Origin of the sequence: Streptomyces flavovariabilis, from assembly GCF_000725785.1 — a bacterium.
In the GTDB taxonomy this organism is placed as follows: Bacteria; Actinomycetota; Actinomycetes; order Streptomycetales; family Streptomycetaceae; genus Streptomyces; species Streptomyces hawaiiensis.
Genome location: NZ_JNXD01000004.1, coordinates 307713 through 323977, shown reverse-complemented (window position 1 = coordinate 323977; position 16265 = coordinate 307713). Strand labels below are relative to the sequence as shown.

General features: G+C 72.8%; 10 protein-coding genes. All 10 read left to right on the top strand.

The window, feature by feature from the left end:
• The first annotated feature begins 615 nt into the window (after positions 1 to 615).
• The 10 genes from IO24_RS40535 to IO24_RS0110515 are packed head-to-tail and all read left to right on the top strand — an operon-like array spanning position 616 to position 16247.
• Entirely contained in the window at positions 616 to 2034 is a 1419-nt protein-coding gene (locus tag IO24_RS40535) for a 3-phosphoshikimate 1-carboxyvinyltransferase (protein WP_234335235.1), read from the top strand.
• Entirely contained in the window at positions 2031 to 3347 is a 1317-nt protein-coding gene (locus IO24_RS0110555) for an aspartate aminotransferase family protein (protein ID WP_045296278.1), read from the top strand. The genes IO24_RS40535 and IO24_RS0110555 overlap by 4 nt, the downstream gene beginning before the upstream one ends.
• Complete coding sequence (locus IO24_RS0110550; protein WP_045296276.1) at positions 3344 to 4603, top strand: Coenzyme F420 hydrogenase/dehydrogenase, beta subunit C-terminal domain; 1260 nt, start codon at positions 3344 to 3346, stop codon at positions 4601 to 4603. The genes IO24_RS0110555 and IO24_RS0110550 overlap by 4 nt, the downstream gene beginning before the upstream one ends.
• The gene (locus tag IO24_RS41990) at positions 4603 to 5643 is read left to right on the top strand and encodes an MDR/zinc-dependent alcohol dehydrogenase-like family protein (RefSeq protein WP_051905882.1); all 1041 of its coding nucleotides are present in this window, start codon (positions 4603 to 4605) and stop codon (positions 5641 to 5643) included. The genes IO24_RS0110550 and IO24_RS41990 overlap by 1 nt, the downstream gene beginning before the upstream one ends.
• Positions 5640 to 7646: a non-ribosomal peptide synthetase gene (locus tag IO24_RS0110540; RefSeq protein WP_051905881.1), complete on the top strand. Its 2007-nt coding sequence runs from the start codon at positions 5640 to 5642 to the stop codon at positions 7644 to 7646. Before IO24_RS41990 ends, IO24_RS0110540 begins: the two co-directional genes overlap by 4 nt.
• Complete coding sequence (locus IO24_RS0110535; RefSeq protein ID WP_051905880.1) at positions 7639 to 12387, top strand: type I polyketide synthase; 4749 nt, start codon at positions 7639 to 7641, stop codon at positions 12385 to 12387. Before IO24_RS0110540 ends, IO24_RS0110535 begins: the two co-directional genes overlap by 8 nt.
• Before the next feature lie 2 nt (positions 12388 to 12389).
• Complete coding sequence (locus IO24_RS0110530; protein ID WP_031134306.1) at positions 12390 to 13421, top strand: MupA/Atu3671 family FMN-dependent luciferase-like monooxygenase; 1032 nt, start codon at positions 12390 to 12392, stop codon at positions 13419 to 13421.
• A complete protein-coding gene (locus IO24_RS0110525) occupies positions 13418 to 14755 on the top strand; it encodes a condensation domain-containing protein (protein WP_031134304.1) in 1338 nt (445 codons plus the stop codon). The genes IO24_RS0110530 and IO24_RS0110525 overlap by 4 nt, the downstream gene beginning before the upstream one ends.
• Positions 14752 to 15723 (top strand): beta-ketoacyl-[acyl-carrier-protein] synthase family protein, encoded by a 972-nt coding sequence (locus tag IO24_RS0110520; protein ID WP_078899304.1) that lies wholly within the window; start codon positions 14752 to 14754, stop codon positions 15721 to 15723. Before IO24_RS0110525 ends, IO24_RS0110520 begins: the two co-directional genes overlap by 4 nt.
• Before the next feature lie 26 nt (positions 15724 to 15749).
• Complete coding sequence (locus IO24_RS0110515) at positions 15750 to 16247, top strand: flavin reductase family protein (protein ID WP_031134300.1); 498 nt, start codon at positions 15750 to 15752, stop codon at positions 16245 to 16247.
• Positions 16248 to 16265 lie beyond the last annotated feature (18 nt).

Below are 16265 nucleotides of genomic sequence, written 5' to 3'. Positions count from 1 at the left end.
CAAAAACCGGATCTGCGGGAGCGGATTCGCCGACCTGGATGGCCCATGAAAGCAAACTTCCGGCCAGAATGGCTCATTCCGCCGGGGTGCTTCCAGGACAGTGTCGATGAGCCCTTTTCGGACAAGGAGAATCCGATCTTCCACCCCACAAACCGCTGCCCGGCACGGCGACACCCCACCGGAAGGCGCGTCCAATTCCATCGGTCGGCCGTTGACAGGGGCCAGGACCTGTGAGAGAAATCTGCGGTCAATGGATCATAGTTTTCGCTGCAATCCGAGCCACTGCACGACCCGGAACATCGCCCTCCGCCCATTCCGCCAGTGGAGTTGATGAGTGAGCCGCAACGATGTGACCCGCAGATCGGGCAGCCGGGTCGACTCCCAGAAGTCGTAGAAATCACCGGATATCCGCGGATCGGGTAAACGTCCACTTTCTGTTTTCTTTCGGCCGGCACACGGGATGGTGTCACGCCGGTACACGGGGCCCCACGTTCGCGCTTCACGGTGCCCGCCGCCTCGGTCTCCCGGGGCGCGGGCCAAGAGCCGTGCCCGCGCACCGTTCCTTCCGCGCCCCTCTCCCCCCGCAGACGGCGGATCACGTTATGGAGCATGTGCGTGTTTGAGACGTCACCCTTCGACAGGCCGAGAACCGTATCGGCCGACCTCGTGGTGGACGGGGGCCGGCCGCCCCACCCGGCGGCAGCCCGCTCCGTCACGGTGCCCGGCGACAAGTCGGTGAGCCACCGCGCCCTGCTGGCGGCGATGCTTCCCGGCGCCCCGTCGCGTCTCACCGTCCGCAACGCCAACCTGGGCGGCGCGGTGCGCGCGTTGCTCCCCGCCATGCGGGCCCTGGGACACCGCACGACCGTTGACGCCGGCACCCTCACCGTCGAACACGGCGGCCCCGTCACCCCGCAGCCCAGACGCCCGCACCCGGACATCGCACGATGGCCGGACGGCGTGCCGTACCTCGAAACGGGAGGATCCAGCGCCGCCGCACGGCTCCTCATCGGTGTGCTCGCCGGCCTCGGTCGCACCGCCGTGGTCGACGGCGACGACACCTTGCGGCACCGGCCCATGTCCTGGCTCGTCGAGCCGTTGATCCAGCTCGGCGCGGACATCGTCCACCTGGGGGACGCCGGCCGGCTGCCCGTGCTGGTGCGCGGCGCGGTGCACCGGCCCGGAACCGTCGAGCTGACCGTGGGCAGTGCCCAGGCGCGCTCCGGAGTGCTGCTCGCCGCGGTCGCCGCGGGTCTCCCCGTGACCGTGCGCCATCCCGTGCGTTCCCGCGACCACACCGAGCGCATGCTCACCGCTTTCGGCGCGGCCCTGACGGAGTCCCCCGGCGAGGTCCGCTACGACGGCGGCCCCGTCACCGTGCCGCCGGTCGTCGACGTGCCTGCCGACCCTTCGCTCGCCGCGTACCCCGTCGCCGCGCAGCTGCTCGCGGGCGACGGCGGAGAGCTGAGTGTGCCGGAGGTCTGCCTGAACCCGACCCGGCTCGGCTTCTTCGACGTACTGCGCCGGGCGGGCGCCGACATCCGCTACCGCGACACCCGGCTGGGCTCCAGCGGGGAGCCGGTCGGCACGATCGTGGTCCGGGGCGGCACCGAGGGCGTCGAGGGCGTACGCGTGGACGACCCCGCCACCCTGCACGCCCTGATCGACGAGGTGCCCCTCCTCGCGGCCGTCGCGGCCACACTCCCCGGCCCGTCCTGGATCGGCTGTGCCGAGGAGCTGCGCTTCAAGGAGACCGACCGGCTGACCACCACCGCGGGTATGGCCGCGGCCTTCGGGGCTCGGATCGAGGTGGCCGACGACGGGCTGCTGGTGAACGGCGGCGCGCCGCTGTCCGCCGGCCACGTGCCCAGTTACGAGGACCACCGCATCGCCATGGCCGCCGCGACCCTTGCGACCCGCCTGCCCGGCCGCACCACCGTGTCCGGCGGTGCCTGCCACCGGACGTCCTTTCCCGACTTCGCCGAGGTACAGCGTGCCGTCGGCGCGACGATCACCGAGGTCACCCCACGATGAACAGCAACTGCGAGAAGAATGTGGCAGAGGCGCGGTCCACCGGCACCACCCTGGGGCCGGAGTTCCACAGCGGACAGGGCCCCTGGTTACGCGCCGCCGACGGCACCGCCTGGTTCGACGCCACGTCGGGCAGCGGCGCGGCGACCCTGGGCCACCAGCACCCGGCCGTCGTCGCGGCGGCCACGGCCCAGCTCGGCCGGCTGGTGCACACCGGCTGCAAGCTCGGCTCGGACGCACGGGCCTCCCTGGTCCGCCGGCTGGGCGAGCTCTCCCCGTACCGGTCGCCCGCCGTGCTGCCCACGGTGACCGGTGCCGAAGCGGTCGAGAGCGCCCTGAAGATCGCCCGCGCGGCCACCGGAAACCGGGCCGTGGTCGGCTTCACCCACGGATACCACGGCAAGACCACCGGCGCCCTGGGACTGACCTGGCGAGCGGAGTTCAGGCAGTACAGTGCGCTTCCGACCGACGCGGTCGTCACCGCGTCCCTGCCCGAACTGCGCGGTCCCCAAGCGGTGTGCCCCGAGGACACCGCCGCGTTCCTGTCCGGCCTCGAAGCGGCGCTGGACCAGGCCGACCGGCTGGGCGGGACGGCTGCCGTCGTCCTTGAACCGGTGCAGGTCACCGAGGGTGTCCTGATCGTTCCCCCCGCCCTGCTGGACGAGATCGCCCGGGCCGCTCACGCGCGGGGAGCCCTGCTCGTGCTGGACGAGATATACACCGCGCTCGGGCGCGCGGGCCGGATGTTCACCGCCGAGCTCATGTCCGAGACACCCGACCTGACCCTCGTGGGCAAGACACTCGGCAACGGGTTCCCGATCGGCGCCGTCGTCGGCGAGCGCGAGGTGGTGGACGCGCTGCCGGCCGGTGTGCAGACCTCCACGTTCTCCGGGAGCCCGGTGAGCTGCGCCGCGGCCGCCGCGGTGCTGGAGACCGTCGTGGCGGAGGACCTGCCCGCCCGGGCCCGCACGCTGGGCGCGCGGCTGGCGGACGATCTGGCCAGGACGGCGAAGACCTTCCCGTGGCTGAGCCGGGTGCGCACGGCCGGGGCGCTGGCCGCCTTCGACTGCGTGGTGGACGGTCGGCCCCACCCCGGTCTGGCCCGCGCGGTCAGGGAGGCCGCGCTGCGTGGCCGGCTGTTGCTGTTCGGCGGCGGCCCGGAGGACGCCACGATCAAGATCGTCCCGCCTGCGCTTCTCACCGGCAGTGACTACGACGCCCTGATCACGAGCCTGACCACGGCGATCGGCGAGGCCGACCGCGACCTGCCCGCCACGGCCCGCGCGGCCGACGCAGAGGTGGAGACCGTGCGATGAGCTTCCAGCAGCTGGCCAAGGACGTGCTGGAGAACGACCTGTGCACGGTGTGCGGAGCCTGCCAACTGGCCTGCCCGCCCGGTGTCATCGGCTTCGACGGCCTCACCCCGGTGCTGACCGAGCCGGCCTGGACCGAGTCCGACTGCGGCACCTGCGGCGACTGCCTGGACGTCTGCCCCGGGGCCGACCCCCAGACCCCGCGCTCCGAGGAACGGCTGTTCGGCCGCACCCGCGCCCCGGAGGAACGGTGGACCGGCATCTTCTCCGAGGTACTCGCCGGGCACTCCCTCGCCCCCTCGGTCTACGAGTCCTCGGCCAGCGGGGGCAGCCTCACCACACTGCTGCAGACCGCCCTGCTGGCGCTGGACGTGGACGTCGTCCTGTCGATGGGCCGGGACCCGGACGAGCCGTGGCGGGCCGCCCCGGCGATCGTCCGGGACCCGGCGGAACTGACCGAGACCGCCCAGTCCACCTACCAACTGGCGCCGTACCTGGGCGCCTTGCGGCAGGTGATGGACGAGGAGCCCGACGCCCGGGTGGCGCTGACGGGCGTGGCCTGTCATATCCAGGCCATGCGCAAGCTCCAGGGGATGCACACCGAGGCGGGCCGGTGGGCCCGTGACCACGTGGTGCTCATGCTGGAACCGGCCTGCTCCTCCAGCACCCGCCCCGAGGGGACCCGGGCGGTGATCGAACAGCGGGCCCTGGTCCCGGCCGAGTCGGTGGTCCGGCTGCGCTACCGCGAGGGTGACTACCCCGGCGACATCGCCATCGGCACCGACGACGGGGAGCGGCACATCGTCCCGTTCTGGCAGGCCGTGCGCGACTTCGCGGGCAACAAGACCCACCGCTGCCTGTCGTGCGGCGACTGGATGTCGGGCCTTGCCGACGTGAGCGTCAGCGACGGCGACCCGAACATCTTCGCCGCGAGCGTGCACCGCAGCGAACACACCAAGCACGGCCGCGTGTTCGTCCGTACCGGAGCCGGCGCCGAGGCGGTCTCCGCGGCCCTCGCGCACCGGCTGCTGTCCGTGCGTCCGGTCGAACTGCGCGGTCTCAACCTCGGCCTGGAGCGCAAACGCAACCGGCGGGCCTCCTACGAGCAGGCCGACGCGGTCATACCGGCCGGGCCCATCCCGGGTCACCGGGAGGAGCTGGACATCGTCCCCGACGAGCGCTGGATCGCGGCTCCGGATGACACGGATCCGGACGAGGCCGCCGCGAACGGGACGGCGCGACGAGAGGCGGACGAGTGATGCCGGCACCCGGCACCGCCCACGTGGCCTCGCGCCGGCTCCTCGCGGGCGGGCACCCGCTGCCCCGCGTCGAGAAGGTGCGCACCGGCCCGCCCGGCCCCGGCGAGCTGCGCATCCGGGCCGCACACAGCCTGGTCAGCCCGGGCACCGAACTGCACTACCTGGACCGCTTCGCCGACACGGCACAGGACTTCCCCCTCGGCTACTGCTCGGCCGGCATGGTGGACGCGGTGGGCCCGGACTCGCCGGGGTTCGCCGTCGGGGACCGGGTGACCGCGATGGGCTGGGGCGAGGCCGTGCACGGTGACGTGATCGTCGTACCGCACCGCCTGTGCACTCCCGTCCCGGACGACATGGACCTGGCGGACGCGGTGGTGGCCACCCTCGCCGCGACGGCCGTGCACGCCGTGGACCGTGCGGTGCTGCGGCCCGGTGACGAGACCGCGGTCGTCGGCGCCGGGATGGTCGGCCTGCTGGTCGCGCAGATCACCGCCGCCCGGGGACACCCGACCACCGTCGTGGACCTGCGTCCGGACCGGGCTCGCACCGCGGCGGTCCTGGGCCTGGACGCCCACGTCGGGCGCGACTTCCCCGAGGACAGGGCGACGGCACCGGCCGAGGGCGGCCGCTGTGTCTTCCTGTGCGTCACCGGCGAGGCGGGCGACACGGTCGCCGCGGCGGCCCGCTGGGCGGCCCGCGCCCCGGGCCGGCCACGACTGGTCGGGGTGGGCCGCTTCACGGCGCGGGTCGACTTCAGCGTCGAGCTGGGCAACGTGGACATCCGCTACGCGGCCCGCTGCGGTGCCGGATACCGCGATCCGTCGTACGCCCGCGGACTCACCGAGGTCACCGCGCCCGAGGGCGAGGGCACCGTCACCGAGAACCTGCGGCGGGCGCTCGACCTGATCGGTGCCGGAGCCATCCGGCCGGACCTGCTGGGTCTGCCCAGACTGCCGCTGGAGCGGGCCGCCGAGGCCTACGCCGAGCTGCGCGAACGCCCGGCGCACCCCGCCGTGATCTTCGACTACGGATCGAGGTGAGTCCCCTGAAGACGAGCGCCCCCGGCCCCGCCGCGCCCGACGCGGTCAGCGGTCACCGCCCCTTCCCGGCCCCCTCCGAGGCCCGCACCCTGTCCCACCGGTTCCTGGCCATGGCCTCGGCCCATCCCGGCCGGGAGGCCGTCGTCACCCCGCAGACCCGGTGGACCTACGCGGACACCCGCGAGAGGTCCGCACGCGTCGCCCAGGGGCTGAGCGCCGCGGGCCTGAACCCGGGAGAACGGGTCGGGCTCCTGTTCTCGCACGGCGCGGAGATGATCGCGGCCCTGCTCGGCGTCCTGCGGGCCGGGCTGTCGTACGTGCCGCTGGACGCGTCGTACCCGCCGGAGCGGCTCGCCTTCATGGCGGCCGACTCGGGCGTCCACGCCCTGGTCACCGCCGGCCCGCAGGCCGGTCTGGCGACGCGTCTGGCGTCCGAGGCGGAGCTGCCCGCCCTGCCGGTGCTGTCGTACGAGGACCTGGTACGGCACGCCGACGCCGGTGACGAGGAGGACGTCGACCGCGCCCTCCCGGACGCCGAGGCCTACGTGCTGTACACCTCCGGGTCCACCGGCCGGCCCAAGGCCGTGTCCCAGCCGCACCGCAACGTCCTGCACCACACCAGGGCCTGGGTCGACGGCCTGGGCGTCGGCCCGGCCGACCGGCTGTCGCTGCAGTCCGCCTACAGCTGGGACTCGGCGGTCCAGGACACCTTCTCGGCCCTGCTGACCGGGGCCTCGCTGTACCCGGTCGACCTCAAGGCGCTGGGCGTCACGGGTCTGCTGGAGTGGATGCACACCGAGCGGATCACCGTGTACCACTCGACGCTGCCCGTGTTCCGGGCGCTGGTGCGGGCGATGGAGAGCCGCGGCACCCGGCTTCCCGCGATGCGGATGCTGGCCCTCGGCGGGGACACCCTGCACCTCGCCGACCTGGAGGCCTGCCGTCGGCACTTCGAGACAGAGTGCCGTGTGGCCGGGGCGTACGGATCCACCGAGTGTTCCTGCGCCCTGCTGCGCGTCGCCGACCTCGGCTACCGGCCGCCGACCGGCGTGTTCCCCCTGGGGTTCCCGGTCTCCGGGACGGAGGTGCGGCTCACCGACGCCGACGGCCGCACGGTCGAGGGCCCCGGCGAGGGCGAGATCGTCGTCGTCAGCGACCACCTCGCCCCTGGCGCGACCCCCGACGGACGGACCTACCGCACCGGCGATCTCGCGCGGCGCCTGGACGACGGGACGCTGCTGCTCGTCGGCCGCCGCGACTTCCAGGTGAAGATCTCCGGTATCCGGGTGGAGACCGGCGAGGTGGAGAGCGCGCTCAAACAACTGCCGGAGATCCGTGAGGCGGTGGTCGCGCCGTTCACGGACCGGCTGGGCGAACGCCAGCTCGTCGCCTACGTGGTGCCCGACGACGGCGTCGCACCCGAGGGGCCGTCCCTGCGTGCCGCGCTGCGCCGGGTCCTGCCCGACCACGCCGTGCCCACGGCGTACCTCGTGCTGGACGAGCTGCCGCTGACGGCGAACCACAAGATCGACCGGGCCGCGCTGCCCGACCCCCTCACCGAGCAGGACCGGCAGGGCCTCTCCGGCCGCCGTCCGCAGGCTCCCGGCACCCCCGTGGAGGAGGCCGTCGTCGCCGCCTGGCGCGAGGCGCTGGGGGTGCGCCGGCCGGGCCTCGACGACAACTTCTTCGACCTGGGCGGCACTTCGCTGCGCTTGGCCGGCGTGCACGAGCACCTCACCCGCACCGTCGCCCCCGACCTGCGGATGACCGACCTGTACCAGGCACCGACGGTGCGCTCCCTGGTCCGGTTGATCTCGGCCTCCTCGGCGTCCCCCGCCGGTTCCGGCGCCGGTGGCGCCGCCCGCGGACAGAACCGCGGCGAGCGCCGCCGCGCGGCGGCGCGCGTGCCCCGCCGGCCGTCGGGGCGCGCCCCCCGCAGCCCGTACCCGAGCCCGCTGCCCGGCGAGGCTCATGACACCGCCTCAGGAGGCACACGTGACTGAACAGCCGCACCAGGACCCCCTGTCCGGGCGCATCGCCGTGGTGGGCCTCGACTGCCGGCTCCCGGGCGCCCGCGACCACGCCGAGTTCTGGCGCAACCTCCTCGCGGGCACGAGCCACGTCACGGACCTCGACGAGGAGGCCCTGCGAGCCGCCGGGGTGCCGGAGGAAACGTTCACGCACCCCCGTTACGTGCGGCGGGCGGCCGCCGTGGAGGACGCCGACAAGTTCGACGCGTCGTTCTTCTTCCTCAGCTCCCGCGAAGCCGAACGCATGGACCCGCAGCTGCGGCTCTTCCTCCAGACGGCATGGGCCGCCCTGGAGCACAGCGGCCACGACTCGGAGGTCTACGACGGCCGTATCGGGATCTTCGCCGGGTCGCTGACCAGCACCTACCTGCTGAACAACGTGCTCACCGGGGAACGCGGGTTCAACGGCTCGCTCCAGCGCATGCACCAGGACATGGCCACCCTGATGGGCAACGACCCCAACTACCTGACCACCCGCGCCTCCTACCACCTGAAGGTCACCGGCCCGAGCATCGCGGTGCAGACCGCGTGCTCCACCTCTCTGGTCGCGGTGCACCTCGCGGCGCAGAGCCTGCTGACCCAGGAGTGCGACGTCGCACTGGCCGGCGGGGTGGCCCTGCGCTTCCCGCAGGAGGCCGGCTACGTCCACGAGCCCGACGGCATCACCTCGCGCACCGGAGTCGTCCGTCCGTTCGACGCGAACGCGGACGGCACCGTCTTCGGCAACGGCGTCGGAGTCGTCGTACTCAAGCGCCTGGAAGACGCGCTGGCCGATGGAGACACCGTGTGGGCGGTGCTGCGCGGCTCGGCGGTGGGCAACGACGGCAACGACCGCGCCGGCTTCACCGCGCCCGGCATCTCCGGGCAGGCTGCCGTCCTCAGCGAGGCCCTCGCGGTCGCCGACGTGGACCCGGCCACGGTCAGCTACCTGGAGGCGCACGGAACCGGGACCCGGATGGGCGACCCGATCGAGCTGTCCGCCGCCGCCCAGGTCTACCAGGTGCCCGACGCCACCCCGCTCACCCTGGGCTCGGTCAAGGCCAACATCGGACATCTGAGTACGGCGGCGGGGGTCGCCGGACTGATCAAGTGCGTCCTGATGCTGCACCACCGCACCCTGGTGCCCACCCCGCACTTCACCGAGTGGAACCCGGAGTGCCCGGTCGACGGCACCCGCTTCCAGGTCGGCATGGACGTGCGGCCGTGGCAGGACGCGGCCGGTCCGCTGCGCTGCGCCGTCACCTCCACCGGCATGGGCGGAACCACCGCGCACGTCGTCCTGGAGGAGGCGCCGCGAACCGTCGCCGCCCCCGCCGGGACTGCGGCCGTGCCCCCCGTGGTCATGATCCCGGTATCCGCCAAGTCACCCGCAGCGCTGGAGAAGGCGCGTCACGCACTCGCCGACCACCTGGACGAGACCGCGCCGCAGGACTCCACGGCCGCGCCCGGCGACACCTACCTGGACGACGTCGCCTACACCCAGGCCACCACCCGGCACACCTTCGACTACCGGGCCGTCGTCACCGCGCCGGACCGGGCGACCGCCGTACAGGCGCTGCGCACCGCCGACCCCCGGTTCGTGTTCCAGGACTCCGGCCACCCCGCCGACCGCCGGGTCACCTTCCTGCTGCCCGGACAGGGCGCCCAGTACCCGGCCATGGGCCAGAGCTGGTACGAGCACCTGCCCGTCTTCCGCGCCACCCTCGACGAGTGCGCCGAGTTGCTGGCACCGCACCTCGGCCTCGACCTGAGGGACGCCCTCTTCCCGGGACCACGCGGCTACGAGGGCGAGCGGCTGAACCTCGACCGCACCGCGCTCACCCAGCCCGCCCTGTTCGCCGTCGAGTACGCGCTGGCGCGGCAGTGGATGTCCTGGGGGATCCGTCCCTCCGCCCTGATCGGCCACAGCGTGGGAGAGTACGTCGCCGCCACCCTGGCGGGGGTGTTCACCCTGCCCGACGCCCTGCGGGTGATCGCCGAGCGCGGCCGCCTCGTGGACGCGCTGCCCGGCGGTGTGATGCGGGCCGTCATGGCCACGCCCGAGGAGGTGACCCGCCACCTCGTCGACGGAGTCGACCTGGCGGCGGTGAACGAGCCCGGGGTGTGCACGGTCGCCGGACCCAAGGAGGCGATGGGCGAGGTGACCGCCGCGCTGACCGCCGCCGGCATCACCCACCGCAAGGTCTCCACCTCGCACGCCTTCCACTCCGCCCTGATGGACGCGGCGGTGGCGCCCCTCACCGAGGTGCTGCGCGGGGTCGAACTGCGCCGTCCGCAGATCCCCTTCCTGTCCAACCGCACCGGCGACTGGATCCTCGACGAGGAGGCCACCGACCCCGCCTACTGGGGGGCGCACCTGCGGGAGACGGTCCGGTTCGCGGACTGTGTGGAGACCGCGCTGGGCGAGGGGGGCCAGGTCTTCGTCGAGGTCGGGCCCGGTCACACCCTGGCCACCTTCGTCCGTCGCCATCCCGACCGGCAGACCGGGATACCCGTCATCACCTCCACGGCCCGCGGCAAGGACCCGTCCGCCGACCTCACCGCGCTGACGGCCGCCCTGGGCCGGCTGTGGGCCATGGGCCTGACCCCCGACTGGGCGGGCTACTACGCGGGCCGCGGCCGCCGCAAGGCGCCCCTGCCCACGTATCCCTTCGAAGGCACCCGCTATTGGGTCGAGCCCGGCTCGGGCGTCCTGACCGGAGCGGGCGCCACCGCGAACCGCACGCCGGGCAAGCTGCCCCTGGACGAGTGGTTCTCGGCACCGGTGTGGCGGCCCGCCGTGGGCAGCCTCGACGCCGACGCCGAGCCGCTGACGGAACCGGTGCTGCTGTTCGCCGACGACCGGGGCACCGCCGCCCGCCTGGCCGGCCACGCCTTCGCGGGCACAGTGCTCACCGTCACCGCGGGCGACGCGTACGGCCGGGACGGCGACGCCTTCACCGTCCGGGCCGACTCCGAGGAGGACCACAGCCGGCTGATCGGCGAGCTCCTCGCCGAGAACCGGCTGCCCGGCCGTGTCGTACACGCCTGGTCCACCGCTCCACTGCCCGCCGAACGGAGCATCGAGCGGTTCGAACAGGCCCAGCGCCACGGGTTGTACAGCCTGATCGCGCTGGTGAAGGCGTTCAGCAAGCACGACGTCACCAGCCCGCTGCAGCTGGACCTGATCAGCGCCGGAGCCTATGCCGTCACGTCCGCGGAACCGGAACCGGCAGCCGAACTGGTGTCGCTGGCGGTCGCGGCCCGGGTCATCGGCCAGGAGCACGGCAACATCGGCGCACGCCACTTCGACCTGCCGGCCGGCGTGGACGAGCGCTCACTGCGCACCCTCGCCGCCGAGCTCACCGGGCAGCGATCGCCGGAGCTGGCCGTCACCCTGCGCGGCGACAGCCGCTGGACCGCCGACCTGGCACCGGTGCGTGCCGACTGGTCCACCGCGGCCCGGTCCCGGCTCAGGGACGGCGGCGCCTACCTCATCACAGGCGGCCTCGGCGAGATCGGCTCTCTGATCGCCCAGTGGCTGCACCAGGAGTGCGGGGCACGGCTGGCCCTGCTGACCCGGGACCCGCTGCCCGACCGCGAGCAGTGGGACGACTGGCTCGCCGGCCACGACGCCGATGACGAGACGGCGCTGCGCATCACCCGGCTGCGCAAGCTGGAGGCAGCCGGCGCCGAGACCTTCCTGGTCCACACGGACGTGGCCGACGTCGACGGCCTGCGCGCGGCCGTGGAGCGCGTCGAGGGACACTTCGGGGCGCTGCACGGCGTCGTCCACGCGGCCGGCCTGCCCAGCGAGCAGTGGGACCGCGCGATCACCGGCGCCAGCGTCGAGCAGTGCCAGTGGCACTTCGTTCCCAAGGCCCACGGCCAGATCGCCCTGGAGCAGGTGCTCGCCGGCCGGCCGGTCGACTTCTGCCTGATGCTCTCCTCACTGGCCGGAGTCCTCGGCGGACTGCGGCTGCTGGCCTACGGCGCGGCCAACCACTACATGGACGCCGCCGCGGAACGCGCCAACCGGGGCCTGGACCGCACGGTGTGGATCAGCGCGGCCTGGGACGTCTGGCAGCACCACCAGGACGAGAAGCGGGCGATCTCGGCCATCGGCCGGAGCATGGACGACAAGGCGATCCAGCCCGACGAGGGGCTGGAAGCCATCCGCCGGCTGCTGACCCTGCGGGACGTCTCCCACGTGGCGGTGTCCACCTGGGACATCGGGCACCGACTGGACCAGTGGGTGCGCGACGAACGGATCGCACGGCCGGCCGCGCGCACCGCCGCACCCGGGCCGCGCACCGAGACGGAGGCGGCCGGCGACCTCACCGGGCAGGTGGCCCGGCTGGTACGGGACGCGCTGGGCGACGAGGAGATGCCGCCGTCGGGCGACATCTTCGAGTTCGGCGGCGACTCCCTGCTCATCGTCAAGCTGCTGTCCGACATCCGCGAGTTCTTCTCCGTGGAGGTGCCGCTGGCCGACGTCCTCGCCGATCCGACACCGGCCGCCCTGGCCGGACTGGTTCAGCAGCGGCTGGACGCCCGTGAGGAGACCGAGAGCGCCGTACCCGGGGCGGCGCCGGCCGGCGACGCCGACGAGGTCGAGGCACTGGCGGCGGAACTGGCCGGGCTGGACCCGGACCTCACCGAGCAACTGCTGTCCGAGGCCGCCGGCGGGGCCCCGCGAGAAGACGCCGACGAACCCCAGCGAGAGGAGCACTGACCGTGGACTTCAGCCTGATCTTCTTCTCCGGCGACGAGAAGAAGAAGTACCGATTCGTCTTCGACGCCGCCCGGTACGCCGACGAGAACGGCTTCACCGCCATCTGGACGCCGGAGCGGCACTTCCACCGCTTCGGCGGGCTGTACCCGAACCCGTCCGTGCTGGGCGCCGCGCTGGCCACGGCCACGCAGCGGCTGCAGATCCGGGCCGGCAGCGTCATCCTGCCGCTGCACAGCCCGATCCGGGTGGCGGAGGACTGGGCGGTCGTCGACAACCTGTCCCAGGGCCGCGTGGGCATCGCCCTGGCCACCGGCTTCAGCCCGGTCGACTTCGCCATCAACCCGTCCGGCTGGACCGACCGTCGGCAGCACACCTTCGACGCGGTCACCACGATCCGCGAGCTGTGGGAGGGCGAACCGGTCACCGTCCAGGACGGTCTGGGCAACCACGTGGAGGTGGAGCTGCATCCGCAGCCGGTCCAGCCCGAACTGCCGGTCTGGCTCACCTGCACCAAGAGCCCGGAGACCTTCGAGACGGCCGGCCGGCTCGGCTGCAACGTGCTGACGGCCCTCATCGACATGTCGAACGAGGAGCTGGAGGAGAAACTCGACCTCTACTTCAAGACGCTCGAGGCGCACGGGCACGACCGGGACGACGTGACGGTCACCCTCATGCTGCACACGTTCATCGGCACCGACCTCGACGAGGTACGCGAGACGGTATGGCCGCCCTTCAGCGAGTACCTGCGATCCTTCCTCACTGTCATCGACTCGCAGAAGAAGAACCTCGCGCCCGGCGCCGGCGTCCGCGACATGTCGGAGGGCGACGCCGACCAACTGGTCCGGTTCGCCTTCGACAAGTACTTCGAGAAGGGTGCTCTGCTCGGCACGCCCGACTCCTGCATGGCCGTGGTCGAGCGGTTCAAGGGCATGGGGGTGACCGAGATCGCCTGCCTGATCGACTTCGGCGTGGACGAGGACCTGGTCGTCCAGAGTCTCGGCCAGCTCAACGAACTGCGGAGGCGCTACGCATGACCTCGTCACCGTCGCCCGCCCTCGCCGCCCGGCTCGCGGCCCTCACCCCGCAGCAGCGAGCGCTGCTGCGCGCCAAGGTGCTGAGGGCCCGGCCGCAGGAGCGGCTGACACCGGGCCAGCGCAGGCTGTGGGAGACCCACCACGCGATCGGCGGCCGGCCCGCGGACGTGGTCTGCCAGGCCGTCCGCCTCACCGGAGCGACGGCCGACCTCGATCGGCTGGCAGAGCGCGTCGAGGGGTTCGTCCGGGACCACGAAGCGCTGCGCACCACGTTCGAGGAGACCGGGGGTGAGGTCCGGCCGGTCGTCCACGAGGCGCTGCCGCCCCGGCTGACCCGGTCCCACTGTGCGACAGCCCAGGAGGCCGAGGCCCTCGCACGGGAACTGGCCCGGGAACCGTTCGATCTGGCGAGCGGTCCTCTGCTGCGCGTCGTCCTGGCCACGGGGCCCGCCGCCCAGGAGGCGTGGCTGCTCGTCGTCGTGCACAACCTGGTCTTCGACGCGTGGTCCTTCGAAATGCTGCTGGACGCGCTCGACCGTGATGCCGGCGCACCGGCGCCCGCCGTGACCCCGTTCAGCCGTTGGGCCCGGGAACAGGCCGCGTGGGTGGCCGGCGACGCCGGGCGGGCCGCGGCCGAGTACTGGGCGGGGGTGGTCGACGCCCCGCCCCCGCCCCTGCCGACGGACCGGCCGCGGTCCGGGACCACTGCACGGAACGGAAACCGGGTGGCGTTCTCGCTCCCGCCCGGTGTCACCGCGGGGATCGCCGCGCTGGCCAAACGCGAGGCCGCCTCCGCGTACGCGGGCTGGCTCGCGGTGGCCTGGGCGGCCCTGGAGAAGTTCGGAGGACACGCGGACGTCCTTCTGGGGACCTTCACCGCCGGCCGGGACCGGCCGGGCGCCGAGACGGCGGTGGGCTACCTGCTCAATGTGCTGCCGGTGCGGCTGCGCAACCCGGATGACGGTTCCTGGGCTGCCCGCGTGCGGACTGCCCGCACGATCTCCCGCGCGGGGCTGCGGCACGCGGCGTACCCGGGAGAACTCATCGACGCCCCGCGTCGGGTTGCCGGTACGCATCCCCTCTTCGACGCCGTGTTCGTCTTCGACAACCTCGGGGAAACCACCCGCACCCTCCAGGACGCCGTGGTGTCCACGACGGACGTCGACAAAGGCACCGCCCGCTACGACCTGACCCTGGCGGTCTACCCCCGTGCCGACGGAGTGACGGGCTGGCTTGAATACGACACCGAGCTGTACGAGGAGGCCACCGTACGGAGGCTGGCCGAGTTGTTCACGGCCGCCGCCGAGGAAGCGTCCCGGGAGGGCTGCCGGTGATCACTCCGCGTCTGTGCGCCCCCGCCTACGAACTGGGCGAGTATGCCGAGCCGGTGGCCGACCTGCCCGAGTTGTCGGGGTCACCGGCCGCCGCCGACCTCACCTCCCCCTCGGCGGGGTTCGTCACCTACCACTGGTCCGAGGCGCCGATGGTCGAGTTGATGACCGCTTCCGTCAGTCGGACACTGGCGCATTCCGGAGTGCCGGGCAGTGAGATCGACATCGTGCTGCTGGCCACCGACTCGCTTCCACCGGGCCGCGCCGCTCACCGGGATGTCTCGGAGTTCCTGGCGGAGACCGGGATGAGCGGGGCCACGGTGATCACGGTCGGTCTGATGGACTGCGCCACCTCCATGGCCGCGGTGGGAACCGCGGCGTCGTTCGTCAGGGACGGCACCGCCCGTCACGTCATGGTGGTGAGCGGTGACCTCGCCGACATCTCGACCGGAGGTCTGCGTGTCGTGGCGGGCGGGGTGGCGATCGCCAGCGACGGGGCGGCCTCGGCGCTCGTGTCGGCGGAGGCCGCCGGTCTGCCGGTGCTGGCCATGGCACACCATGCCGCCCCGGGTCAGGAGTCGGGGGGCGGATCCGCACACCGGCAGCTCACCTCGCGGATGAACGCGTACCGCGAGGTGTTCGCCCGGCTGTCGGCGCGGCATCCCTTCCGGTCGGCGGGAACACTGGTGCTGCCCAGCAACTTCGCGCGCCATGTGATGCGCATGTACCTCGCGGAGGCCGGTTTCACCGCCGACCGGATCGCGCTGGAGGGGGTGGGCCGTATCGCCCACTGCCAAGGCAGCGATCCGCTGATCGGCCTCGTCGACCGGAGCGGAGAAACGAAACCGGCCGACCCGGAACAACTGGCCGAGCCGGAGACGTACGTCATGCTCGGCGCCGGCATATCCCATCTCGGTGCCGTGCTCCTGGGAGCGCGTCCGCTCCCGGAATCGAAGGAGGGATCGCCCTGAGCCGCCGGACCACGCCCGCATCGTCGGTGACACCGGCGGAGCTGCGCACGGTCGCCCGGCAGCTGCCCACCGGGGTCACCGTGGTGACCAGCGGACGGGGAGACGACATGCACGGGATGACGGTGAACTCCTTCGCCACGCTGTCGCTCTCCCCGCCGCTGGTGAACTTCTCCGTGCGGCACGGGGCCCGGATCACCACTCTCATCGAGAGCACGGGCGGCTTCGTGGTCAATGTCCTCGGCGCGCACCAGCACGCCTTGGCACGCCGGTTCGCCGATCCGGACCGGCCCACCGGATCCGACTGTTTCGCCGCGGTCGAGACAGCGGGTGCTCCCGCGTCGGGCGGAATGCGGCTCGCGGGCACCATCGGGCACTTCGCCTGCCGGGCCGTCCACCTCGTCGAGGCCGGGGACCACACCATTGTCGTCGGCTCGGTGGAGGAATGCGGGATTGTGGGTACGGCCGACCCGCTGCTCTTTGTCAATGGAGAATTCCGATCCGTCCTGTCGGGGTCTCTCCAGTGAGCGTGCACCGGTAACTCC